General features: G+C 63.9%; 18 protein-coding genes. 9 read left to right on the top strand and 9 right to left on the bottom strand.

From position 1 onward, the window contains the following. Nucleotides 1-9 precede the first annotated feature (9 nt). The gene (locus MPN20_RS02250; RefSeq protein WP_242779009.1) at nt 10-528 is read right to left on the bottom strand and encodes a GNAT family N-acetyltransferase; all 519 of its coding nucleotides are present in this window, start codon (nt 526-528) and stop codon (nt 10-12) included. Beyond that, nucleotides 525-974, bottom strand: coding sequence for a peptide-methionine (R)-S-oxide reductase MsrB (msrB, locus tag MPN20_RS02255; protein WP_242779012.1), 450 nt, complete (start codon nt 972-974; stop codon nt 525-527). The genes MPN20_RS02250 and msrB overlap by 4 nt, the downstream gene beginning before the upstream one ends. Before the next feature lie 201 nt (nt 975-1,175). On the opposite strand from msrB, the gene MPN20_RS02260 reads away from it, so the two are divergent. Beyond that, nucleotides 1,176-2,375 (top strand): alpha/beta fold hydrolase, encoded by a 1,200-nt coding sequence (locus MPN20_RS02260; RefSeq protein WP_242779015.1) that lies wholly within the window; start codon nt 1,176-1,178, stop codon nt 2,373-2,375. A gap of 6 nt (nt 2,376-2,381) precedes the next feature. On the opposite strand, the gene MPN20_RS02265 is transcribed toward MPN20_RS02260, so the two are convergent. Both MPN20_RS02265 and MPN20_RS02270 read right to left on the bottom strand, forming a co-directional pair. Continuing rightward, entirely contained in the window at nt 2,382-5,162 is a 2,781-nt protein-coding gene (locus MPN20_RS02265) for a penicillin acylase family protein (protein WP_242779018.1), read from the bottom strand. 84 nt (nt 5,163-5,246) lie between these two features. Beyond that, a complete protein-coding gene (locus tag MPN20_RS02270) occupies nt 5,247-6,143 on the bottom strand; it encodes a DUF817 domain-containing protein (protein ID WP_242779021.1) in 897 nt (298 codons plus the stop codon). Nucleotides 6,144-6,389: 246 nt separating this feature from the next. On the opposite strand from MPN20_RS02270, the gene MPN20_RS02275 reads away from it, so the two are divergent. Together MPN20_RS02275 and MPN20_RS02280 are read left to right on the top strand one after the other, a co-directional pair. Then, complete coding sequence (locus tag MPN20_RS02275; protein ID WP_242779024.1) at nt 6,390-8,144, top strand: N-acetylmuramoyl-L-alanine amidase; 1,755 nt, start codon at nt 6,390-6,392, stop codon at nt 8,142-8,144. 10 nt (nt 8,145-8,154) lie between these two features. Then, nucleotides 8,155-8,937 (top strand): NAD(P)-dependent oxidoreductase, encoded by a 783-nt coding sequence (locus MPN20_RS02280; protein WP_242779027.1) that lies wholly within the window; start codon nt 8,155-8,157, stop codon nt 8,935-8,937. On the opposite strand, the gene MPN20_RS02285 is transcribed toward MPN20_RS02280, so the two are convergent. Together MPN20_RS02285 and MPN20_RS02290 are read right to left on the bottom strand one after the other, a co-directional pair. Then, nucleotides 8,922-9,470: a hypothetical protein gene (locus MPN20_RS02285; RefSeq protein ID WP_242779030.1), complete on the bottom strand. Its 549-nt coding sequence runs from the start codon at nt 9,468-9,470 to the stop codon at nt 8,922-8,924. The two genes, MPN20_RS02280 and MPN20_RS02285, sit on opposite strands and share 16 nt — an antisense overlap. A 10-nt stretch (nt 9,471-9,480) precedes the next feature. Further along, on the bottom strand, nt 9,481-10,365 hold the full coding sequence (locus tag MPN20_RS02290) for a L,D-transpeptidase family protein (protein WP_242779033.1): 885 nt from the start codon (nt 10,363-10,365) through the stop codon (nt 9,481-9,483). A gap of 60 nt (nt 10,366-10,425) precedes the next feature. On the opposite strand from MPN20_RS02290, the gene MPN20_RS02295 reads away from it, so the two are divergent. The 4 genes from MPN20_RS02295 (at nt 10,426) to MPN20_RS02310 (ending at nt 15,476) form a co-directional block, all read left to right on the top strand. After that, nucleotides 10,426-11,805 carry a DUF6636 domain-containing protein gene (locus MPN20_RS02295; protein WP_242779036.1) on the top strand — a complete coding sequence of 460 codons (1,380 nt, stop codon included), beginning with the start codon at nt 10,426-10,428 and terminating at the stop codon, nt 11,803-11,805. 216 nt (nt 11,806-12,021) lie between these two features. Beyond that, entirely contained in the window at nt 12,022-13,788 is a 1,767-nt protein-coding gene (gene leuA, locus MPN20_RS02300; protein WP_242779039.1) for a 2-isopropylmalate synthase, read from the top strand. A gap of 186 nt (nt 13,789-13,974) precedes the next feature. Beyond that, the gene (gene recO, locus MPN20_RS02305) at nt 13,975-14,703 is read left to right on the top strand and encodes a DNA repair protein RecO (protein WP_242779041.1); all 729 of its coding nucleotides are present in this window, start codon (nt 13,975-13,977) and stop codon (nt 14,701-14,703) included. Continuing rightward, nucleotides 14,700-15,476 (top strand): isoprenyl transferase, encoded by a 777-nt coding sequence (locus MPN20_RS02310; RefSeq protein ID WP_242779043.1) that lies wholly within the window; start codon nt 14,700-14,702, stop codon nt 15,474-15,476. The genes recO and MPN20_RS02310 overlap by 4 nt, the downstream gene beginning before the upstream one ends. Before the next feature lie 179 nt (nt 15,477-15,655). Here the strand turns inward: MPN20_RS02310 and MPN20_RS02315 are convergent, their stop codons facing one another. Continuing rightward, complete coding sequence (locus MPN20_RS02315; protein WP_242779046.1) at nt 15,656-17,467, bottom strand: DEAD/DEAH box helicase; 1,812 nt, start codon at nt 17,465-17,467, stop codon at nt 15,656-15,658. Between the two features lie 337 nt (nt 17,468-17,804). Here MPN20_RS02315 and MPN20_RS02320 point away from each other — a divergent pair, with 337 nt between their 5' ends. Then, the gene (locus MPN20_RS02320) at nt 17,805-19,187 is read left to right on the top strand and encodes a glycine--tRNA ligase (protein WP_242779068.1); all 1,383 of its coding nucleotides are present in this window, start codon (nt 17,805-17,807) and stop codon (nt 19,185-19,187) included. A 196-nt stretch (nt 19,188-19,383) separates the two neighbouring features. On the opposite strand, the gene MPN20_RS02325 is transcribed toward MPN20_RS02320, so the two are convergent. Together MPN20_RS02325 and MPN20_RS02330 are read right to left on the bottom strand one after the other, a co-directional pair. Continuing rightward, nucleotides 19,384-20,775 (bottom strand): aspartate aminotransferase family protein, encoded by a 1,392-nt coding sequence (locus MPN20_RS02325; RefSeq protein WP_242779049.1) that lies wholly within the window; start codon nt 20,773-20,775, stop codon nt 19,384-19,386. After that, complete coding sequence (locus MPN20_RS02330; RefSeq protein WP_242779052.1) at nt 20,772-21,257, bottom strand: Lrp/AsnC family transcriptional regulator; 486 nt, start codon at nt 21,255-21,257, stop codon at nt 20,772-20,774. The genes MPN20_RS02325 and MPN20_RS02330 overlap by 4 nt, the downstream gene beginning before the upstream one ends. Nucleotides 21,258-21,449: 192 nt before the next feature. Between MPN20_RS02330 and MPN20_RS02335 the strand changes: the two genes are divergently transcribed. Next, the gene (locus MPN20_RS02335; RefSeq protein WP_242779055.1) at nt 21,450-22,778 is read left to right on the top strand and encodes a M24 family metallopeptidase; all 1,329 of its coding nucleotides are present in this window, start codon (nt 21,450-21,452) and stop codon (nt 22,776-22,778) included. Nucleotides 22,779-22,868 lie beyond the last annotated feature (90 nt).

Consider the following 22,868-nt stretch of genomic DNA (forward strand, 5'->3'; position numbering starts at 1 on the left):
TGTGGCGGCTCAGGCCTCGGCCGGACGTGACATAGGCGTGTGTTCGATCCCGTCCTCAAAGAAGCGGGGACCGTTCGGGCTGAACCCGAAACCGGCGTAGAAGCCCTCGAGATGGGTCTGCGCATTCAAGGTCAGCAGCTGATCGGAATGACGAGCGACGAGCTCGCGAATGAGCCGACGCCCCCAGCCCTCGCCGCGCACGTGCGGACTCGTCACGACGCGTGAGATGCTGCGTGCCCCGGACTCGAACGCGGGACCGTCGGGGAAGTCAGGCGGCAGCAAACGGGTGTAGGCCTTGGGTGCGAAGCTGCGACCCACCTCGGCGCCGTGGGTGTCGTTCATCGTGCGAGCTGAGTCGGGATAGAACGCGTGCAGAGTCTGCGGCAGCGCATCGACCCCGTCCTGATCGAGGAACACGCAGTCCTGTTCGACGACGAAGACCTGCGACCTCAGCTGCAGGATCCCGTAGAGCTCTTCACGGGTGAGCTGGTCGAAGGTCTTGACGACGAGTTGGGAGCCTGCGCTCATTCGCCGTTCTCGTTGAGCTTCAGCGAGATCGAGTTGATGCAGTACCGCTGGTCGGTGGGGGTGTCGTAGCCCTCGCCCTCGAACAGGTGGCCCATGTGCGAATCGCAGTTCGCGCACCTGACCTCGACGCGCTCCATGCCCAATGATGAGTCGCGGATGTAGCGGACCCGATCCTCGGCCAGGGGTGCGAAGAACGATGGCCAGCCGCAGTGCGAGGAGAACTTGGTATCCGAGGGGAAGAGGTCGGCACCGCATGCGCGGCACTGATACATCCCCGCCGAGGTGGTGTCGACGTATTCGCCGACGAACGGACGTTCCGTGCCTCCCTGGCGAAGGACCGCGTACTCCTCGGGGCTGAGGACATCCTGCCAGCGGACTTCGGCAGACTCGGTTCCTGCTGTCGGCGCTGCTTCGGACCCAGTGTTGATGTTCGTTGACTGGCTCATCGTGACCTCCGGTGCTTGTCGGTATCGGCTGCAGTCCATTCTCGCACTGACAGCCGGCGTTCGGGACTCGGCAGCGGCGGGACGCATCAGGCGCGGGCATTGCGGTATCCGATGAGGCCGGTCGCTGACGACTCTCTCACCGGGTCAACAGCGTTTGGAGACTTCTCATTCCTTGGGCGACAATGAAAGCAGGAGGTTTTCATGGTTCGCGACACGAAATTCCCGACTCGCCTGCTGGTGGCTTCGGTGGGAGTCGGTGCCGGGGTCGGCGCTGTGATCTCGGTGGCGTCCTCAGGGCTGGCCGCCTACTTTGCGCGCAAGATCGTTGTGCCGGAGAACGCCCCCGAAGAGCTCGATATCCTACACATCGACGGATTCCCGCCGAACATGCGCATCCATCTGCCCGCCACCGAAGAGACGACGGTGCCGGGAACCTACGGTCTCTACTTCAATCAGAGCGCCGGCCACGCCGTGATCGGCGACATCGTCGAATACGATCCGCGGTCCCGGACCGTCTCCCGTGAGATCCTCTCGGTCACCCGCGGCGACATCAGGCACGCCTCCCGCGGGCGCTGGACGGGCATCGTCTATCCGGACCCCGTGGCAGCCGGGGTGAAGTTCGAGGACATCGAGCTCGAGTCCGACGCAGGTCGATTCCCGGCGTGGTCCCTGCCCACCGACCACCCGGAGCCGAAGGACACCTGGGCGATCCTCGTCCACGGACGTGCGAGCACCCGAGCCGAAGGCCTGCGTGCAGCGCCGATACTTAACACTCTCGGCATCCCATCGATCGCGATGTCCTACCGCAACGACGCTGAGGTGCGGGTCGAGACCAAATCCCGCTACGGCCTCGGCGACACCGAATGGATCGACGTCGATGCTGCGATCGACTACGCAGTCGCCCACGGGGCGCGCAATGTCGTCCTCGTCGGGTGGTCGATGGGCGGGGCCATCTCCCTCCAAGCCGCCTCGCGGGGACGCAACAGACGCTTCGTGACCGCGCTCGTCCTCGACGGTCCTGTCGTCGACTGGGTCAACGTCCTCGACGGGCAGGCGAGGAAGAACATGCTTCCCACGCCGATCGCCAAACTCGCTCTCGAGATGATCTCGCAGCCCTGGGCGCGACCGATCACCGGGCTCCAGACTCCGCTCGATCTGAACCGGATGGACTGGGTGACCAGGGCCGCCGAACTCGACGTACCCGTGCTGCTCATCCACTCCGATGACGACGAATTCGTGCCGTCGGCACCCTCGCACGCCCTGGCTTCGGTCCGTCGCGACCTCGTGACGATGCCCGTCTACGGCAAGGCCCGCCACACCAAGGAGTGGAACATCGACCCAGTCCGCTGGGAAGACGACGTCGCGAACTTCCTCGAAGCGAAGATCCTGCCGAAGGCCTGAGGCGTCTCAGGGTGTGAGCACCAACGTGTCCTCCGCACCTGCGTCCACTGCCGCCCGGGAATAAGGCCAGGGACGGGTTCTGCCCGCAGCCCAGTCCTCGGTCTGATCCGCATAGTGTTCGTTGAACGCATGCCCCGAGGCGCCCGTGAGGTTGATCCACCTCGATGAGTCGAAGTCGTCGAGGTCGATGATCTGACGCATCGACGGCACCCAGTTCGTCTCGAAGCCGACCGAGGCGTCCCATCCGGTCGCATTCACCTCACCTGAGCCGCCCGATATCTCGTACGGTCCCCGGTTGAACAGATTCTCGACCGCGGTGATCCCGGACTCGCCGAGGCTCGCGTTCTTGATCGTGAGTTCGTGCAGTGTGCCCCACCGCCACGTCACGGGCTCGGGTCCGAGCAGATCCTCGGTCCGCTGCCACGCAGAATCCATGGCCTGGGCCAGTGCCTCATCGCGGCCGTCGACGTGATCGCGAGACCACCAGGACGAATCGGGGTCGTCGAGGAGGTTCTCCAGCACGAGGTACCAGTGGGATCCGCCTGCGGGCGGCACCGCATCGGGCAGCTTCGGTGCGAACACCTCGTCGAGCAGAGTCGATGTGACGACGTTGAAGTAAGCCGCAGCCGCACTGTCGGCATCGTCGTGACCGTCCCAGGAGGCGAGCAGCTTCTGTGCCCTGTCGATGGTCGAGTCAGCGGTGTCCCCATCTCCTGCACCCCGCTTGGCATCGACCTCGAGCAGACGGGGGAGGAGAGTCGCGGCCAGGGGATTGAGGTCATCGGACTGCACGCGGGCGAAGTCGTCGGCCGTGACATCACCCTTGGCGATGGTCTCGGTGAGGAGTTCGGTGATCCTCGCCGCACGGTCCCCGTCGTCGAAGTCATCGCCGAGCCGCGTGGAGCCGCCCGGCTTAGTGACCGGATTGTTCGCCGTCGCGATCCACCCGCGATCGGGGTTGTACAGCGTCGGCAGGTCGTCGAAGTCAAGGTACCCCTGCCAGTCCTGGGCCGACTTCCAGCCTTCGCGGGGCAGCATGCCGTCGCTGTCGCCGCGGCGGGGGATCCGACCGGGAGCCTGATAGCCGATGTTGCCCGAGGTGTCGGCGTAGACGAGGTTCTGGGCGGGGACGTCGAAGAGTGAGGCGGCCTCACGGAACTCATCCCAGTTCGTGGCCGCATTGAGTCCGAAGATCGCGGTGGCGGTGTTGCCCGGCTCCAGCGCGGTCCACTGCAGGGAGAGCTCGTAGTGCTCATCGCCCGGCCCTGACTTCGTGTCGGCAGTGCTCGCACCCGTGACCGCGTCAAGGACGCTGCGGTAGGGCCCGTTGAGACCGGAGATGATCGGCCCGTGCCTGGTGGAGCGGACCGTGATCGTGCGCGGTTCGTGCTTGGCGATCCTGATCGTCTCCGTGCGCGTCTGCACCGGTTCCTCGCCGGAGTCGCGAACCACCTGGCCGTCGTCGATCTTCTCGACGACGAGATCGGTGACGTCAGGGCCCAGGTTCGTCAGACCCCACGCGATGTTCTGATTGTGGCCGATGACGATTCCCGGCAGTCCTGAGAAGGAGAACCCCGAGACGTCGAACGGACATTCGGCAGTGACCTCAGCACAGCGCAGTCCGATCTGGTGCCAGACGGAGGGCATAGCGGGGGACAGGTGAGGGTCGTTTGCGAGCAGTGGAGCCCCGGAGGCAGTGTGAGCGCCGGAGACGACCCACGAATTCGACCCGATGTCGTGGCTGTTCATCCCCAGCAGGGCCGGCAGTGAGCGCAGGCGAGACTTGAGCTCACCGAGGTCAGCAGGCTGATCAGCGGAGGCGGAGACACCGGAGGCGGAGACACCCGCGGTGACCGGGGGATCGACGGCATCGGGCACGGGCTCGTCCCCCGCCGAGGCTGTTCCAGGTTGAGCTCTCACGCTGACCGCACCGCCGGCACGGGCTTCGTCGGCACCGGGTGCTGTGCTGGTGTCTCCTGATTCCTCGTCGCCGCCCGCGTCGCCGGCTGCCGGGGCGGTGTCCGGGATTCCGTCGATGATCGTCGGTCGTGAGTCGTAGGGGTAGTCGGGATAGATATCGGCCATCTGCTCGTCATCGAGTGTGGTGCTCGAAATCGCGCGATCGATCTCATCTTCGAGGTTCGAGCGCAGGTCCCAGGCCATGGCCTTGAGCCATAACACGCTGTCGACCGCGGTCCAGTCATCGATCTCGACACCGCCGGTCTGGAGTCCGACGATGCCGTACTCGAGGGACACCTCGGTGGGGGACTTGTCCTTCAGGTAGGCGTTGACCCCCTGGGCATAGGCGTCGTAGTAGCCGCGAGTCTTCGGGTCGAGGGCCTTGACCTCTGCTTCGGCCACCTTCCTCCAGCCGAGGGTGCGGATGAACGAGTCCGTGCTGAACTGGGTCTCGCCGAAGAGCTCGGAGAGCCGCCCGGCGGTGACATGTCGGCGAAAGTCCATCTCCCAGAACCGATCCTGGGCGTGGACGAAGCCCTGAGCCATGAACAGGTCATGGGCGGTGGACGCTTCGATGGTCGGCACACCCGAAGCATCTCGAGTCACGGTCGCCTGCGATTCGAGCCCCGGCAGGCTCAGCTCGCCGTCAACGTCAGGGAAGGGCCGGCGGACGAAGAAGACGCCGATCAGTGTGAGGACGAGCAGGAGGGCGAGGACCGCTGCGACGACCCGGAGGATGACCTTCGCGCTCACTGCAAGATACCTGCCGGACGGTGGGCGGACTGCATTGACGAGTGGGCTCGGCTCTTCTGAGTCCGCGGCTGCCATGAGTCTCCTTCGACCGTGCAGGGGCTTTCAGCTCACAGTATCAGTCGGCAGTGCTCGCTTCAGGGGTCCTTCGACCGCGCTGCCTCAGCGTCGAATGGTCGCGTTGTCCTCATGCGCAGGAGGGCCCGGGGGCTTCGGAGGGTCCGGGGGCTTCGGCGGGTAGACGAAGGTGACGAGGACAACCGAGATCATCATCAGCAGGAACCACGCCACGAGCTTGGTGACCGGCACGAGATGCCATCCGTCGACCTGCGACGGATACAGCCAGGCGCCGGCACTGGTTCCGATGTTCTCCGCGATCCAGATGAAAAACGCGACAAGTACGAAGGCTAGGAGAACCGGCATCCGCAGAGTGCGTTCATGCACGCGGAAATGCATGCTGCACCGGAAGAACACTGCGCCGACGGCGAGGACGAGGAACCACCGAACATCGACGATGAAATGGTGGGTGAAGAAGTTGAGGTAGATCGCCGCGGCGATGACAACGGTGATCCACCTCGGCGGGTAGCGGCTGAAGCGCAGGTCGAAGAGACGATAGACCCGGACGAGGTAGGAGCCGACTGCCGCGTACATGAATCCGGTGAACAGCGGAACCGCGGCGATGTGGAGCACCCCGCCGGCGGCATAGTTCCACGAGCCGACCGAAGTCTTGAAGACCTCCATCCCGGTGCCGACGATATGGAACAGGACGATGACGATGACCTCCCTGCCCGTCTCCAGGCGCAGGACGAGCATGGCGATCTGGATGAGCACTGCGAGGATCACGAGGAGGTCGTTGCGAGCCAGGACTGCTCCGTCGGGATACCACCAGGCGGTGGCGATGATCGCTGTGAGCATGAGCGCACCGAAGAGGCATGCCCACGCCTGTTTGATGCCGAAGGCCAGGAACTCACGGATACCGGTGGGAAACCGTCCGAGGTATCTGTTGGCGACCAGGTCGAGGATCCGTTCGAGCCGCGTGAGTTCGTCGAAGTCGGCCATCGGGTCCTTCAGCAGGTGGGGGCGGGTCCTGCCACCAGACTATCGCCCTTGCCGCACGCGACTGCGGACTCAGGGCCGGATCACGGCTTGAAGAAATCTGAGAGCAAGGTGCGAGTTCTCTTCACGTGGTTCGCGTTTGGCTCTACTATGAACCCGAGTCGTACTTCCCCGACGCTCGGTGCCGTCACTGCGGATCACCGTGCTGCGAGCCAGCAAGTTCGCCGATCCCAAAGGAATCAGAATCCTATGAAACAGACCAAGATCTGGGCGTCAGCCCTGGCCGGTGCACTGTTGGCGACAATGATGTCGACGTCTGCGCTCGCCTCGACACCGAACGACGCTCCGTCCCTGGGCGGCGACGGATCCGATCGGCCGTCGCTGGGCGGAGACGGACCGGAGGCGAGCGCACCGAGCAGTTCAGGATCCGAAACGGCTGCCGCCGACGATCCGAAGCCGAAGGTCGCCAAGGGAGACGGTACGACCAGTACGACCTATGCGGCCAAGCCCGAAGCCGTCAAGAGCATCAAACTCGACGACGCTCAGGTCAACATCGTCGGGGCGAGTTGGAAGGGCGATGACCCTGAACTCGAGATCCGGCATCGCGACGGCGGCGGCTGGTCGTCCTGGCAGGCACTGCCCGCCGAGGACGGGGACGGGCCCGATCCGCAGTCAGCGGAGGACGCGCAGATCAAGCAGACGCAGGGGCAGTCAGTCGCCGTGCCCGTCGTCGATTCCAGCCAGGTCGAAGTCAGATCGGCAGGATCGAACCAGGACACCTCCGATCTGACGATCACGAAGGTCGCAACTTCCGTCAGCGGCCAGGACTCCGCGCTGGCGAAGAAGAGCGGTTCGGCAGTCGACCCTGCACAGGGCCTGTCGCCGCAGGTCTACCAGAAGGAGCTCAAAGCCAACATCGTCACACGCAAGGAGTGGGGTGCTGACGAAAAGCTCGTCCGTTGCGAGACCGATAAGACGACCACCTCGAAGGGTGTCTTCCTCCACCACACGGCAGGCTCGAACTCCTACACGAAGGCTCAGGCCCCCGGCATCATCCGCGGCTACCTCGCCTATCACACGCAGAATCGCGGTTGGTGCGACCTGGGATACAACTTCCTCGTCGACAAGTACGGCACGATCTACGAAGGACGCGCCGGCAGCATCGACCTGGCGGTCACGGGTGCGCACGCCTCCGGTTTCAACTCCTACACGATCGGCATCAGCGTGCTGGGCACGTACACGAGCTCGGCACCGAGCACCGCCGCGCAGAACTCGGTCAAACGCATCATCGCGTGGAAGGCCAACCAGTACGGCTTCAACCCGACAGGGAAGATGACGCTGACCTCCGGCGGCGGCTCGACGAGTCGCTACCCCGAGGGCAAGAAGGTCAGTCTCAATGTGGTCTCCGGCCACAGGGACACCAGCTATACAGAATGCCCAGGCACCTCGTACTATGCGAAGCTCGGCAGCATCCGATCGGGCGCGAAATCGCTGCAGTCAACACTCGGCGGGCACCCGGTCAAGGGAGCCATCGGCACCTACTACCGTGCACACTCGTCGAAGACCGGGCCGGCGACATCGGTCGAGAAGTCCTTGAAGAACCCCAACGGGGCGTATCAGTACTTCCAGAACGGCACGGTCTACTGGTCGTCGCCGACCGGAGCGCATCTCAATGGCGGCGGGATCAGGACCGCGTACAAGGCAGTCGGATTCGAGAAGGGCTCACTCGGGTTCCCGACGAGTGATGAGAAGGCCTTCAAATATCGCAAGGGTGCCGTCTACCAGAACTTCACATCCGGAATGATCGCCTGGTCGTCGGCAACGAAGGGGCAGCCGCTGAGCCATGGAATGCTCACGGAGTGGAAGAAACTGGGCTGGGAGCGCAGCAAGCTCGGTCTGCCCACCAGTGGTGAGTATGCGAAGAGCGGCAAGACCCGCCAGGACTTCGAACACGGCTACATGACCTACAAGAAGGTCGAAGGCGTCAAGGTCTACGTCAAATAGAGTTGAGGCCATGCACATCCTCATCTTCGGAGCCTCCGGTCATGTCGGTACCGGCCTGGCCGAGCACCTGGCCCCTGCCCATCGCATCACGGGCGTCGTCCGGAAGCAGCCGGAGGGCCCGACGCCCTACGCTCCACTCGTCCTGCCCGACTGGGTGGATCGACCGGAGAGTGTCGTCACCGAGCTTCAGCGCACACGAGCTCCCCGGGTCGACGCTGTCATCGCCGCTATCGGCGGATGGTATGTGGACGGGACCATGATCGGTCGCGGCATCGGGTCATTCGACGATGACTTCGGCTCGTACCTGCGGGGTCATTTCGCCGCCTGCAGTGCCTCGGAGTCTCTCGCCGAGGTGGGTGCTGAGGATGGCAGCGCAGATGACGCGGACGGCGCCGAGAGCACTGAGAGCGCCGAGAGCGCGGACGGCACCGAGAGCACTGAGAGCGCCGAGAGCGCGGACGGTCCCGACGCCGGTCACGAACGCTCCGACTCAACCCGACTTCGCCATCTTGCGCTCAACGGCGTCGCCAGCGTCGAAGCCTGCGTCGGATCAGGGGCCATCAGCGTTTTCGGGGCTGCTCAGGAGATGCTCGTCATGGTCGCCGCCGCCGAGTCCGAGTCCGTCGACTTCCGGGAGCTCAAGGTCATGGCTCCCATCGGTGGAGATGAGCGCAACGATCTCAGCGGGGGAGTGGAGACTGTGAGCCTGGCGAGAGTCGCCGATACTGTGGCAGGTCTGCTGAGCAGGCCGGTCGACGATGAGATCAGCAGCCAACTTCACGCTTTGGCGTAACGCACGAAGACCTGATCGTCGACGGTGCGCACGTCGATGACGCACAGATCGATGTCTGCCTCCAACCGGCAGAAGTGGCTGCCGGAGTTTCTGCTGTAGCGGGGACTGAGGCTCAGGTGCAGCTGCGCTCCCGGATACGAATCGAGGAGCCGATAGGCGAGATTGGGTCCCGACTCGCACACCAGAGTGTCACTGGTCGCCTCGACCGACTCCACCACCTCGGCGACTGTGTCGGGGGTGAAATGGTGCGCCCGGTAGTCGAGGCCCAGCTCTGCGAGCTGAGCGGCCAGCACCTCGGGGTCGGATTCGGTGAGCACATGCACCGGAGTGTGGTCGAGCGCCTTGCCCGCTCCGTTGATGACAGGCAGGTTGGGATTGAGTGCAGTCCTGCGGTCGATGATGATCGCCCCCGCCTGCCGGCGCAGTGATGTGAAGTACGCGAAGTCGGCCTTCGTCGACACGCCAGTCGACCAGCCGTCCTGGGCGTATGACCCGTTGATCGACTGCACGAGGGAGACGATGAGCTCTCGCATTCGGAAGCTCCTACTTCTTCAGATCGGACTCGGGACCCATCGCGATGCGCGGGTGAGAGTCCGGATCGATGTTCTTCAGGATCCACGTGAGATCCTTCTCCGCCAGGGTCACACAGCCGTTTGTGCCCGAGTCGTGATCGAGGTGCAACCAGATCCCGCCGCCCTTATCCCACCCGAGCGGACGCGTCTTGTCCGTGGGCGGAGTTCCGGGTGCGCGGTTGTAGTCGATGGCGATGATGTAATCGAAGACCCTGTCGTACTGCGGACCGTAGGCCACCGTCGCCGAGGAGGGCAGCCGATCATCCTGTGCGTAGGGCAGCTTCGTGCCCGGGTTCTCCTCGAACCCGCCCGCATCGCTAAGTGTGAAGACGCCGATCGGCGTCGTCTTGTCGCCCTCGTGGCGATCGGCCAGCCATCCGTTCTTGCCATTGTGGATGTCGAAGGTCTTCCGCTTCGTCCACGTGTCGTCGTCGAACTGATAGAAGCTGAGGGTGCCTGAGTCCGATGACGCGTCGGAGCCGCCGGCGACAAGGACCTGAGAGGTCTCGACAGGGATCTGTGCGGACATCTCCGGCCCGAGACCGGGGACGCGGGGCGAATGCTCGGGCCCGAGCGGCGCGGTGTCTGTGGCTGCCGATCCGCCACCTGTGGATCCGGTGGACGAGTCGCCGCCGGAACCTGCGCCCTGCGAGTCGTTTCCGCCCGGTGGGAGAACCTGAGCGGGAGCGGCGAAATCACCGACGTTCGTCCGTTGTGCCGGAGCCGCGACGGCGGTGGCATGAGGGCTCGATGAGGAGTCATCCTGACTGTCGGTCGGAGTCCCGCACGAGGTCAGAAGCAGACCCACAGCAGCGAACGCCACGCAGGTCCCGAGCTGGGTTCCACCACTGAACATGGGGCCATCTTCTCACGAACCTTGAGAACTCCACGGCAGTGACTATGCGAAAATGACATCATGAGCATTCCACCCGTGCCGAACCATCCTCCGCGCCCAGGGCGTCGGAAGCCGGCCGAGGAGTCTTCGGGTTCGATCACAACTCAGTTGTTCATCGGCCAGGACCGATCGCCGAACGCGGATGGTTCAACCCAAGCCCTCAGCTCAGAAGAGCTGGCCCGACTGCGGTCGATGGTCTCTGCCGATGGGACCGACGCGACCGAGGTACTCAGCCTCGAAGAGCTCCGGCAGCTGGCCGCAGCCGACGCGGAAGACGAGCAGAACGACATCGATGTGAATCCCCGCAGAGTGAAACCCGAAGACATCGCCGAAGCCGAATCAGCCTCAGCGCCCAAACAGTGGAACCCACAGGGTGCTCCGGCTGCGGAGTCGCCGCATCCTGAGCCCTGGAACTCCGGCTTCGGCGCGCAGGGCCAGGATCACGGTCGGGAACAGACGCACGGACAGGGACAGGCACACGGACAGCCGTCGGCTGTGCAGCAGCCGTCCGGACGCCGCATCTCGGGCGCTCCCACATTCGGCTCGTCCGCAGGCAGCGGCCGACCGAACACCGGAGGTACTCCCCATCCTGGGGCGGCCGCCTACCCGGCAACCGTCGCGAATCCGGCGGCACCGCAGCAGGCCTCATACGGCTCGGGACCCTCAGCTCCAGCGGCGAATGCCGCCTACGCGGGTATGGCCGCAAACGGAGCGGGCGGTGGTCCTTATGGTCCCAATGGCGGTGGACACGGCCCTGGTGGTCCCGGTGGCCCCGGAGGGCCCGGCGGATACGGCTCCGGTGGTCCCGGAGGGCCCGGCGGATACGGCCCCGGCGGGCCCTACCGCCGTGAGTCCGAGACGAAGAAGGTGCCCGCCTGGCTGTGGATCCTCGCCGCGATCGCACTGGTCCTGGCTCTGGGCATCGTCGGCTACATCGCCTGGGATTCGACGCAGAGTGATGACAAGGTCGCCTCCGGATCCTCGTCCGGTCAGCCCTCGGACAACGGGGGTTCAACGCCGGCGACCGATGGCCCGAAGTCCTCGCAAGCGCCGGTGGCCGACGAATCGTTCACCTCACCGTCGGGCAACATTTCCTGCACCATCGACGCCGAGCGCACCAGGTGCATCATCGTGTCCTTCGACTACAAGGCACCTGCGAAGCCCGATGACTGCCAGCTCGAGAACTGGGGCTCTGTCGTCGTGGCCAATACGGACGGTGCCGGTTTCTCCTGCCGCGAAGCACCCGAGACTTCTGGCCCCGCACGCGTCCTCGGCTACGGGGAATCAGTCTCTGCCGACGGCATGACCTGCACCTCGACGAAAGAGGGCATGACGTGCAAGGCGGACTCAAGCGGCGTCGGATTCAATATGCGCCGAGCGTCGGTCGACTTCCTCGACTGAGAAGATCGGGACTTCCCCGACTGAGAAGGTCGGGACTACCTCGGCGATCTTAGGATTTGGACACGGTTGGGACGGAGGAGCGGACGAGGGCTATGTTGAACACGTGGCTCACAGGTTGCTCCTCCTTCCTTGCCGCGACGAGTCCTGAACGGACAGCACACTCGTCGCGGAGTTTTCCTATGCTGGTCAAAGCGTACGAATAAGGATTGAGGAACAATGAAACTGCAGAAGCCGACTCCCATGCCGTTCAGCAAATACAAGTCCTTCCAGGACCGGATCGCCCTCGACATGCGCGACCGCACCTGGCCGGACCAACTGATTCGCAAGGCCCCTCGTTGGCTGAGCACCGATCTGCGTGACGGCAACCAGGCGCTCATCGATCCGATGACCCCTGATCGCAAGCGCAAGATGTTCGATCTCCTCGTCAAGCTCGGCTTCAAGGAGATCGAGGTCGGATTCCCCGCCGCCAGCCAGGTCGACTTCGACTTCGTCCGCGAGATCATCGAACAGGACGCGATCCCCGACGATGTCCGCATCTCCGTGCTCACTCAGGCTCGTGAGGACCTCATCGAACGCACCGTCGAGTCCCTCGTCGGCGCGAAGATGCCGACGGTCCACCTCTACAACGCAACGGCTCCGGTCTTCCGCAAGGTCGTCTTCGGCTTCGACGGCGACGGCTTCGACCAGACGCGTGACATCGCCACCCGCGGCACGCAGGCAGTCATGAAGCACGCCGAGTCGCTGCTGGGTGACGTGGACTTCGGCTACCAGTACTCGCCGGAGATCTTCGTCGACACCGAACCCGAGTTCGCCCTCGACATCGTCGGCAGCGTCCTCGACATGTGGCAGCCGGCGGCCGGTCGCGAGACCGTCGTCAATCTCCCCGCCACCGTTGAGCGGGGCACACCCAACACCTACGCCGACCAGATCGAATGGTTCTGCCGGAACATGCCCTACCGTGACGAGGTGGCTGTCTCCCTGCACCCGCACAACGACCGAGGCACCGGTGTGGCCGCCGCCGAGATGGGCATCATGGCCGGCGCGGACCGCATCGAAGGCTGTCTCTTCGGCAACGGAGAGCGCACAGGCAACCTCGATCTCGTCACCGTGGCACTGAACCTGTACACGCAGGGCGTCGACCCGGAGCTGGACTTCTCCGACATCGACGAAGTCATCCACACTGTGACCGAATGCAACCAGATCGGCGTCCACGAACGTCACCCCTACGGCGGCGACCTGGTCTTCACCTCGTTCTCCGGTTCGCACCAGGATGCCATCAACAAGGCCTTCGCCGACCGTGAGAAGAATGCGAAGGCCCAGGGCACTCCGGTCGACCTGATGGAATGGGACATGCCCTACCTGCCGGTCGACCCGAAGGACCTTGGCCGCTCGTACGAAGCCATCATCCGGGTGAACTCGCAGTCCGGCAAGGGCGGCGTGACCTACCTGCTCAAGAGCGAATACGGCCTCGATCTGCCGCGTCGCATGCAGGTCGAATTCTCCCGTGCAGTTCAGCAGCACACCGAGGCTGGCGGTGAGGTCACTGCCGAGGAGATCCGCCGCATCTTCAACCACGAGTACCTCCCCAGCGACGACTCCGATGCCGCGTGGGGTCGGTTCCAGATCGTGGGCATCCGCACCGAATCGGGTTCGGTCGATGACACGGGCAGTGCGGAGCGCATCGAAGTCGACCTCATCGTCGACGGCCAGGAACGCACCTACGAAGCCACAGGCAAGGGCCCCATCGATGCTCTCGTGCGAGTTCTCACCGACAACTTCGACGTCGACATCCGGCTCCAGGACTACACCGAGCATGCGATCGGCTCAGGGGCGGACACGATGGCCGCAGCCTACGTCGAACTCGCCGTCGAGGACCGCGTCATGTGGGGTGCGGGACTGCACCCCAACATCACGAAGGCCTCGCTCAAAGCCGTGATCTCCGCAGTCAACCGGGCGATCCGCGATCGCGACAAGGATCGCTGATCCCGGCACACGGCGTACCTCGCTGAACCTGCGGGAACGGTGAGGAACGCCCGCCGGAGTAGTGAGGAACGCCCGCCGGAGAGGTGATTGCTGCACCACTTGAGGCACAATCCACTGCTGAAATCTCACATCGCTGACAGAGTGCGGCGGGGACCATTCCCCGTCGCACTCTGCGATAATGGCAGGGTGCACAATTATCGTGATGAAGGCATCGTGCTCTCAGGGCACAAGCTCGGCGAAGCCGACCGCATCGTCACTGTCCTGACTCGCAGCCACGGACTGATCAGAGCGGTAGCGAAGGGCATCCGCCGCACCAAATCGCGCTTCGGCTCCCGGCTCGAACCGTTCATGCTCGTCGACCTGCAGTGCCATGTGGGACGCAACCTCGACATCGTCACTCAGGTCGAACTCATCGAACCCTTCGCCCGCGGCATCGGCGCCGACTACGACGCGTACTCGGCCGCGACTGTGATGGCGGAGACCGCCACTCGGATCACCGAGGTCGAACCGCAGTCGCGGACGCACTTCCTCCTCCTCGTCTCGGCCGTCCGTTCCCTGTGCAAGGGCGAACACCCGCCGAGGCTGGCCCTCGACGCGTATCTGCTGCGGGCGATGTCCGTGGCCGGGTGGGCGCCGAGCCTGCTCGACTGCGCACAGTGCGGCCAGCCCGGACCCCATCGTGCGTTCTCTGCCGCTTTAGGCGGGGCAGTGTGCACGAACTGCCGTCCCAGCGGTGCCGCCCTGCCCGACACCGACGCCCTCGAGCACATGGCCGCCCTGCTCTCCGGTGACTGGCAGCGTGCCGAGGCCTCTGACCTCCACGACCAGATGGACGGGTCCAAGCTCGTCTCCGACTGGGTGTCTTGGCACCTGGAGCGCAATATCCGATCACTGAGAGTTCTGGAGAGCAGATGAGCTATCCCGCACCGCCTCCGCACCCCAGCGGAGCTCGACCCCCGGCCATGGATGCGAAGTTCATCCCGAAGCACGTCGCTGTGGTCATGGACGGCAACGGCCGGTGGGCCAACGAGCGCGGACTGCCGCGGACTGAGGGCCACAAAGCGGGGGAGTTCTCACTCCTCGAGGTCATCCATGGTGCGATCGAGATCGGCGTCGACTATCTCTCCGCCTACGCCTTTTCCACGGAGAACTGGAAGCGGTCGCCCGAAGAAGTCCGATTCCTCATGGGCTTCAACCGTGACGTCATCCGCCGCCGCCGCGATGAACTGCACGCCTTGGGTGTGCGCATCGTCTGGTCCGGGCGCCGTGGACGTCTGTGGCGATCGGTCATCTCCGAACTCGAGTCCGCCGCCGAGATGACGAAGGACAACACGGGCCTGACCCTGCAGTTCTGCGTCAACTACGGCGGCAGGTCCGAGATCGTCGATGCGGTCAATGCGATCACCGAGGAGGTGGCCGCGGGCAGACTCAAGCCGGGAAAGGTCAATGAGAAGGCCCTCCGCTCGCGGCTCTATGCCGCTGAAGTCCCCGACGTCGACCTGTTCGTCCGGTCGTCGGGGGAGCAGCGCACATCGAACTTCCTGCTGTGGCAGTCCGCCTATGCCGAAATGGTCTTCCAGGACGTGCTGTGGCCCGACGTCGACCGCCGCACCCTGTGGGAAGCCATCGAGGAGTACGCTCGCCGCGACCGCCGTTTCGGCGGAGCCGTGGACAAAGCGAGCTCCTGAGCAATTCGAAACTCCCGGGTATGACGGAAACTTCCGGGCACGACAGGAACTCCCGGGTACGACAGAAACTCCCGGACATGACACTGGCCCGCACCGAAATCGGTGCGGGCCAGTGGTCTATTCAGCGTCTTCTATTCAGCGCCGTATGCTCACGGTCGTCTGCTCAGACGAGCAGTGACTCAGTAGCGGTCGTGTGAACGCTCGCCGCCGAAGCGGTCATTGCTGAACTTCTTGCCGCCGCGACGATCGCCGCGGAAGCTGCGAGCGTCACCGGGCTGCTTGTCGAAGTTGCCCTTCTTGAACGGACGGCCCGGACGGCCCGAATCCGGGCGGATGTCGATGGGGCGACCCTGGATCTCGGTGTGCGAGAGCTTGCGCAGCACTGACGGATCGAGGTTCTTCGGCAGATCAACAAGGGTGTGGTTGGCACGGATGTCGATGTGGCCGATCTCCTTCGAAGTCAGGCCGCCCTCGTTGGCGATGGCACCGACGACGGCGCCCGGCTGCAGGCGCTCGTTGCGGCCGACGGCCAAACGGTAGGTGGCCATGTTCTCGTCACGCGGACGGGACGAGCGTTCACGGCCGGGCTTACCGTCGCGTCCGCCGCCGTCACGGACGGGCTTGCCGCGGGAAGGTTCGGGCATCGGATCGGCCTTGAGCGAGTTCGACTCCAGCACCATCGAGGCCAGAGCCGCGGCGATGTCCGTAGCCGGAATGTTGCGGGAGAGTTCGTACTGCTCGATGACTGTGGCGAGCTCGGTCAGCTCAGTCGTGGCGAGTGCGTCGTCGATGCGCTTCGTGAACTTCTCCACGCGAGTGTTCGTCAGCTGCTCGACGCTGGGCATGGCCAGCTGCTCGACCTTCTGCTTCGTCGCGCGCTCGATGGAGCCGAGCAGACGCTGCTCACGCGGAGTGATGAAGAGGATCGCTTCGCCTGAACGGCCTGCACGACCGGTGCGGCCGATGCGGTGGACGTAGGACTCGGTGTCATGGGGGATGTCGAAGTTGACGACCAAGGAGATGCGCTCGACGTCGAGGCCACGAGCGGCGACGTCGGTGGCGACGAGGATGTCGATCTTGCCCGAACGCAGCATGTCGATCGTGCGCTCACGGGCCTGCTGCGGGATGTCACCGTTGATTGCGGAGGCCTTGAAGCCACGAGCGCGCAGCTTCTCTGCGAGTTCTTCCGTGGCCTGCTTGGTCCGGACGAACATGATGATGCCCTCATACTCCTCGATCTCGAGGATGCGAGTCAGAGCATCGAGCTTATGCGAGTGCTGAACCATGAGGTAGCGCTGACGAATGTTCGATCCGGTCTGCGACTTCGCATCGACGCGAACCTCTTTGGGGTTGTTGAGGTATTTGCCGGTCAGGCGGTGGATCGAGGTCGGCATCGTGGCGGAGAACAGAGCCACCTGACGCGAATCGCCCGACTGGCTGAAGATCTCTTCGATGTCCTCAGCGAAGCCCATCTTGAGCATCTCGTCGGCCTCATCGAGAATGAGGTGACGGAGGCTGGCCAGCTTGAGCGAACCCTTTTTGAGGTGATCGATGACGCGACCGGGCGTTCCCACCACGACCTGAGCTCCGCGCTTGAGGCCGGACAGCTGGGGGCCGTAAGCCTGGCCGCCGTAGATCGGGAGGACGGAGAAATCGTTGAGGTTCGTGGCATACGAGGTGAACGCCTCGGCGACCTGGATCGCAAGCTCACGGGTGGGGGTCAGTACCAGAGCGAAGGGACCGTCGTTGGCGCGGCCCGCCTCGGCGAGGTCAGACAGCGCGGGAAGCGCGAAAGCGGCGGTCTTGCCGGTACCGGTCTGGGCCAGTCCGATGACGTCGCGGCCAGCGGTCAGCGCGGGAATGGTTGCGGCCTGGATCGGGGTCGGAGTTTCGTACCCCTGAGCCTCGACTGCTTGAAGGACGAGCGGGTGAAGACCCAGCTCTGAGAATTTCGGTGTTGTATCGGTATCGGACTGTGACACGTCGGTCATGAGTTTTTCTCTCTCACGTCGGCACACACTTGATCGCAGATGACTGAAGTGGCGATCTACCCTGCGGCCGCTTGTGCATTCATCGTGAGCAATCCGGGCCGAAACCGTATGAGATCCAAGGCGTGCTTGGACAGACTTGAAAACCGTCAGTACGGAGAAAGGTTTGGGTGTACCCCAATCCTACATGCCCCAGGCCCGCCGAGGTGGTCCCAGGGCCCGTAAGGAAGTGTGAGTTCCGTCGCCCATGGTCGATGACCCGTCCGGGATCGCCGAACCGATAGGCTGTACCTGCGAGCCACGGCAGCCGGCCGTCGGCGACCTACCCCGAGGAGAAAACATCGTGGCACAGTCCAAGTTGGATGCCGTCATCGCCCTGGCCAAACGCAGAGGATTCGTCTTCCAAGCCGGAGAGATCTACGGCGGGTCCCGTTCGGCTTGGGACTACGGCCCATTGGGCGTCGAGCTCAAGGACAACATCAAGGCCCAGTGGTGGCAGACGTTCGTCCGCGGACGCGAGGACGTCGTCGGTCTCGACTCCTCCATCATCTTGCCCAAGCGTGTCTGGGAAGCTTCCGGCCATGTGGCGACCTTCGTCGACCCGCTCGTCGAATGCCTCAACTGCCACAAGCGCCACCGCGAGGATCACCTCGTCGAGGCCTATGAGGCCAAGCACTCGAAGGCCCCTGAGAACGGCATGGCCGACGTCGTCTGCCCGGACTGCGGCACCCGTGGTCAGTGGACCGAGCCGCAGGAGTTCTCCGGCCTGGTCAAAACCTACCTGGGCCCCGTCGACTCCGAATCAGGGCTGAACTACCTGCGTCCGGAGACCGCTCAGGGCATCTTCGTGAACTTCAACAATGTGCTCACCGCGGCGCGGAAGAAGCCGCCATTCGGCATCGGCCAGGTCGGCAAGGCCTTCCGCAACGAGATCACGCCGGGCAACTTCATCTTCCGCACGCGTGAGTTCGAGCAGATGGAGATCGAGTACTTCGTCCGTCCCGAGGAAGCAGAGGACTACTACCGCGAATGGGTCGAGGCCTGCTGGAACTGGTTCCTCGACCTCGGCATCTCCGAGGACAACGTGCGCCGCCTCGACGTTCCCGAAGACGACCGTGCCCACTACTCATCAGGCACGATCGACGTCGAATACCGCTTCGGCTTCCAGGGCTCGGAATGGGGCGAGCTCATGGGCGTGGCCAACCGCACTGACTACGATCTGGGCACCCACACCGAGGCTTCGGGTGCGAAGCTGCAGTACTTCGACCAGGCCAGCGGTGAGCGCTATACCCCGTACGTCATCGAGCCGTCCTTCGGCCTGACCCGGTCGATGATGGCGTTCCTCGTCGACGCCTACTTCGAGGACGAGGCACCGAACACGAAGGGCGGCGTCGACAAGCGCATCGTGCTCAAGCTCGATCCGCGCCTGGCTCCGATCAAGGCAGCTGTGCTGCCTTTGAGCCGCAACGAGAAGCTGTCCCCGCAGGCCAAGGAGCTCGCTGCGCGACTGCGCAAGCGCTGGAACATCGACTTCGACGATGCCGGCGCAATCGGTCGCCGTTACCGTCGCCAGGACGAGATCGGCACCCCGCTGTGCATTACGTTCGACTTCGACTCCCTCGACGACAACGCGGTCACGATCCGCAAGCGCGACGATATGAGCCAGGAGCGCGTAAGCCTCGACCAGGTGGAGAACTACCTGGCCGAACACCTCGGCGTCTGATTCTGATGCGGCGTCTGATGCAGGTTCGAGCCGGCTCAGACGCAGTCTTCGGCATCTGAGCCGGAACCAGCAGAACGACAGCGGCCCCGACTCCTCAAATGAGGAATCGGGGCCGCTGTCGTGTGCCTGTGAGACCGGTTGGTCGCCTGACTGGTCGGCCGACCAGGGACCAGGCCTCAGGCTGTGACCTCAGTGATCAGAGCTTGGTCCAGGCTTCGGTCAGTGTTCCGCGGATGATCTGCTCCATCTCATCGAATTCCTTCTGACCCACGGTCAGCGGCGGCGAGAGCTGGATGACAGGGTCTCCACGGTCGTCGGCGCGGCAGTAGAGGCCGTCCTCGAACATCTTCGCCGAGACGAAGTTCTTGAGGATGCGCTCGGACTCCTCCTCGGTGAAGGACTCCTTGGTGTCGCGATCTTTGACGAGCTCGATTCCGTAGAAGAAACCTTCGCCGCGGACGTCACCGACGATCGGCAGATCCTTGAGCTTCTCGAGTGTGAACTTGAACGCCGCTGCGTTCGTGTGCACGTGGTCGTTGAGCTTCTCTTCCTCGAAGATGTCGAAGTTCGCCATCGCGGCGGCACAGGAGACGGGGTGTCCGCCGAATGTGTAGCCGTGGTAGAAGGTCTCGTCTCCACCGGGGCCGAACGGTTCGAACAGACGATCCGAGGCGATCATCGCGCCGAGCGGAGCATACCCGGAGGTGATGCCCTTGGCGCTCGTGATGATGTCCGGTACGTAGCCGAAGTCGTTGCAGGCGAACATGTCGCCGATGCGGCCGTACGCGCAGATCGTCTCGTCCGAGACCAGGAGCACGTCGTACTCGTCGCAGATCTCGCGGACACGATCGAAGTAACCGGGAGGCGGCGGGAAGCAGCCACCCGAGTTCTGGACCGGCTCGAGGAAGACTGCGGCAACCGAATCCGCGCCTTCGAATTCGATGGCCTCGCCGATGCGGTCTGCTGCCCAGCGGCCAAAGGCCTTCTCATCGTGAGCGTAGGGTTCGGGCGAACGGTAGAAGTTCGTGTTGGGAACCTTGATCGCACCCGGGACCAGCGGCGCGAACTGTTCGCGCAGATCCGGCAGCGACGTCACGGACAGGGCGCCGTGAGGGGTGCCGTGGTAAGCCGTGGCACGCGAGATGATCTTGTGCTTGCCGGGCTTGCCGGTGACCTTGAAGTAGTTCTTCGCCAGCTTCATCGCGGACTCGACGGAGTCGCCGCCGCCTGAAGTGAGGAAGACGCGGTTGAGGTCGCCGGGAGCGTAGCTCGCCAGACGCTCGGAGACTTCGATGGCCTGCGGATGGGCGAAGGACCACAGCGGCATGAAGGGCAGCTTCAGTGCCTGGTCGGACATCGCTTTGGCGATCTCTTCGCGACCGTGTCCCACCTGGACGGTGAAGAGGCCGGCGAGGCCGTCGAGGTACTTCTTGCCCTTGTCGTCGAAGATGTGGTGACCTTCGCCGCGGGTGATGATCGGTGCTTCGCCGCCGTTGAACAGTGACTGGTGTGGTGCCATGTGCATCCACACGTTGTTGCGAATGGCATCCTGATAAGGCGTGCCGGCTCTCGTGACATTGTCTGTCATCGCGTCCCCCAATTGTATTTTTGCTTTTCCAGTGAGAGGTACATGAAGAGCTCCGTGTCCACGACAGCGTCGATCGAGCGGAGTTCTTCGTTGACGAATTCGATCAGGTGTCGATCTGATTCGCAGACGATCTCGACCAAGATGTCGAACGAGCCCGCCGTGACGACGAGATAGTCGATCTCGTCGTAACCGTGGAGCCTGTCGGCGACCTTGGATATATCTCCCCGAACCTTGACCCCCACCATGGCCTGTCGGGCGAAGCCCAGACTCAGAGGATCGGTCACGGCGACGATTTCCATCACGCCGGAATCGATGAGTCTCGAGACCCTCTGTCGCACGGCGGCTTCGGACAGCCCAACTGACTTGCCGATGGCGGAGTAGGACTTCCGTCCGTCATGCTGCAATTCGACGATGATCGCTTTTGATTTCTCGTCGAGATTGCCCAGGCGGTGGTTGCTTCCGCTCGGCATCGATTGGGCCATTCTTCACCTCCGTGATGTGGGTCTCAACCCAATCTATCATCGAAATCGTCGGAATGCGCACCTTCGCATGCGAATTTCGTCGAATCATAATTTCATTGATTCTGGATTCGTCATGATTTCGCAATTTTGCCCTCGACAACACGCGTGTTGCGGAGATTGACACCATGTGATCCGGATCACCACACTGTAGACATGAATGAGGGTGAGCTGTTCTACACCGGCGAAGACAACCGGCCGGATGTACATGGAATGCGGCCCGGCGCGGAACAGGGGCGAGCAGGACAGGAAGTCCGGGCTCGTCCTCAGCCCCGCCCGGGTGAGGTCGACACGATCGGCGCGAACGAATTGGTCTTCTCTCCCGACGAGTATCTGGGGCGGATCGCCTCGGTGCGGAATCGGATGATCGACCAGGGGCTGTCGGCGCTCATCGTCACAGATCCCGCGAATGTCTACTACCTGACCGGGTACAACGCGTGGTCGTTCTACACCCCGCAGCTCCTGTTCGTTCCGGCCTCGGGGCCACTGACGCTGTTCCTGCGGGACATGGATGCTCGAGGTGCCATGCACACGTCCTGGCTGCCGCCCGAGGACATCGTCGGCTATCCGGAGCGCTACGTCCAGCGCCCGCATATCCACCCCTTCGACTGGGTGTCCTTCGCACTGCGTCAGCGGTGGGAGGTCGCGCGCGCCTCGTCCTCACCGGTCGGCGTTGAGATGGATTCCCACTTCTTCTCTCCGCGTGCCTTCCGTGCCCTCGTCAACGGGGTGCCCGAATGGCGGCTGGTGGACTCGTTCGAGCTGGTCAATTGGATTCGGGCGATCAAGTCGCCTGCCGAGGTCGCACTGATGCGCAAGGCCGCCGAGGTGACCACGGCGGCGATGGATGCAGCCCTGGGCACCATCGGGGCGGGTGTCGGTCAGAACGAGGTGGCCGCCGAGATCGCTGCTGCCCAGGCCCGCGGCATTGGAGACGTCTGGGGTGACTACCCTGCGATCGTGCCGTTGCTGCCCACCGGCGAGAGTGCGGACACTCCGCACCTGAGCTGGACGGACCGGCGCTTCGTCGCTGATGAGTCTGTGAGCATCGAACTCGCAGGTGTGCACCGTCGGTACCACGTGCCCTTGGCTCGGACTGCTGTCGTCGGCACGCCGAAGCAGGAGCTCATTCGCCTCGAAGGGGTTGTGGCGGAAGCTCTCGCTGCGGTCCTCGACGTGGCTGCACCCGAGGTCCCGACGGCAGAGCTGGCACGCACCTGGAATCGTGTGCTCGCGCTGGCGGGTCTGGAGAAGCCGAGCCGGTTGGGCTACTCGATCGGCATCGGGTATCCGCCGGACTGGGGTGAGCGGACGATCTCGATCAGGACCGAGGACGATCAGGTCCTTGAGGCGGGGATGACCTTCCACCTCATCTGCGGGATGTGGATGAATGGCTACGGCTACGAGCTTTCGGAGTCCATCCTCATCACCGACACCGGGTGCGACACGTTCACCGCGTTCGCGCGCGAACTCATCCGCGTCTAGGGCGTGTCTCCTTTATTGACCATTCCAGGACTGGCACGGTGGAGACGTGACTACACAGCAACGACACCGAGTCTTCACTGATGAGCAGTG

It is taken from the genome of Brevibacterium sp. ZH18 (genome assembly GCF_022748595.1).
Classification (GTDB): Bacteria; Actinomycetota; Actinomycetes; order Actinomycetales; family Brevibacteriaceae; genus Brevibacterium.

What these genes read in the sequence shown, in the direction of transcription:
- MPN20_RS02265 (WP_242779018.1), bottom strand. Translation starts at nt 5,162, where the DNA reads ATGGCAGCCGCGGACTCAGAAGAGCCGAGCCCACTCGTCAATGCAGTC.
- MPN20_RS02275 (WP_242779024.1), top strand. Translation starts at nt 6,390, where the DNA reads ATGAAACAGACCAAGATCTGGGCGTCAGCCCTGGCCGGTGCACTGTTG.
- MPN20_RS02330 (WP_242779052.1), bottom strand. Translation starts at nt 21,257, where the DNA reads ATGGCCCAATCGATGCCGAGCGGAAGCAACCACCGCCTGGGCAATCTC.
- msrB (WP_242779012.1), bottom strand. Translation starts at nt 974, where the DNA reads ATGAGCCAGTCAACGAACATCAACACTGGGTCCGAAGCAGCGCCGACA.
- MPN20_RS02280 (WP_242779027.1), top strand. Translation starts at nt 8,155, where the DNA reads ATGCACATCCTCATCTTCGGAGCCTCCGGTCATGTCGGTACCGGCCTG.
- MPN20_RS02270 (WP_242779021.1), bottom strand. Translation starts at nt 6,143, where the DNA reads ATGGCCGACTTCGACGAACTCACGCGGCTCGAACGGATCCTCGACCTG.
- MPN20_RS02295 (WP_242779036.1), top strand. Translation starts at nt 10,426, where the DNA reads ATGAGCATTCCACCCGTGCCGAACCATCCTCCGCGCCCAGGGCGTCGG.
- MPN20_RS02335 (WP_242779055.1), top strand. Translation starts at nt 21,450, where the DNA reads ATGAATGAGGGTGAGCTGTTCTACACCGGCGAAGACAACCGGCCGGAT.
- MPN20_RS02325 (WP_242779049.1), bottom strand. Translation starts at nt 20,775, where the DNA reads ATGACAGACAATGTCACGAGAGCCGGCACGCCTTATCAGGATGCCATT.
- MPN20_RS02290 (WP_242779033.1), bottom strand. Translation starts at nt 10,365, where the DNA reads ATGTTCAGTGGTGGAACCCAGCTCGGGACCTGCGTGGCGTTCGCTGCT.
- MPN20_RS02285 (WP_242779030.1), bottom strand. Translation starts at nt 9,470, where the DNA reads ATGCGAGAGCTCATCGTCTCCCTCGTGCAGTCGATCAACGGGTCATAC.
- MPN20_RS02315 (WP_242779046.1), bottom strand. Translation starts at nt 17,467, where the DNA reads ATGACCGACGTGTCACAGTCCGATACCGATACAACACCGAAATTCTCA.
- MPN20_RS02310 (WP_242779043.1), top strand. Translation starts at nt 14,700, where the DNA reads ATGAGCTATCCCGCACCGCCTCCGCACCCCAGCGGAGCTCGACCCCCG.
- MPN20_RS02250 (WP_242779009.1), bottom strand. Translation starts at nt 528, where the DNA reads ATGAGCGCAGGCTCCCAACTCGTCGTCAAGACCTTCGACCAGCTCACC.
- leuA (WP_242779039.1), top strand. Translation starts at nt 12,022, where the DNA reads ATGAAACTGCAGAAGCCGACTCCCATGCCGTTCAGCAAATACAAGTCC.
- MPN20_RS02260 (WP_242779015.1), top strand. Translation starts at nt 1,176, where the DNA reads ATGGTTCGCGACACGAAATTCCCGACTCGCCTGCTGGTGGCTTCGGTG.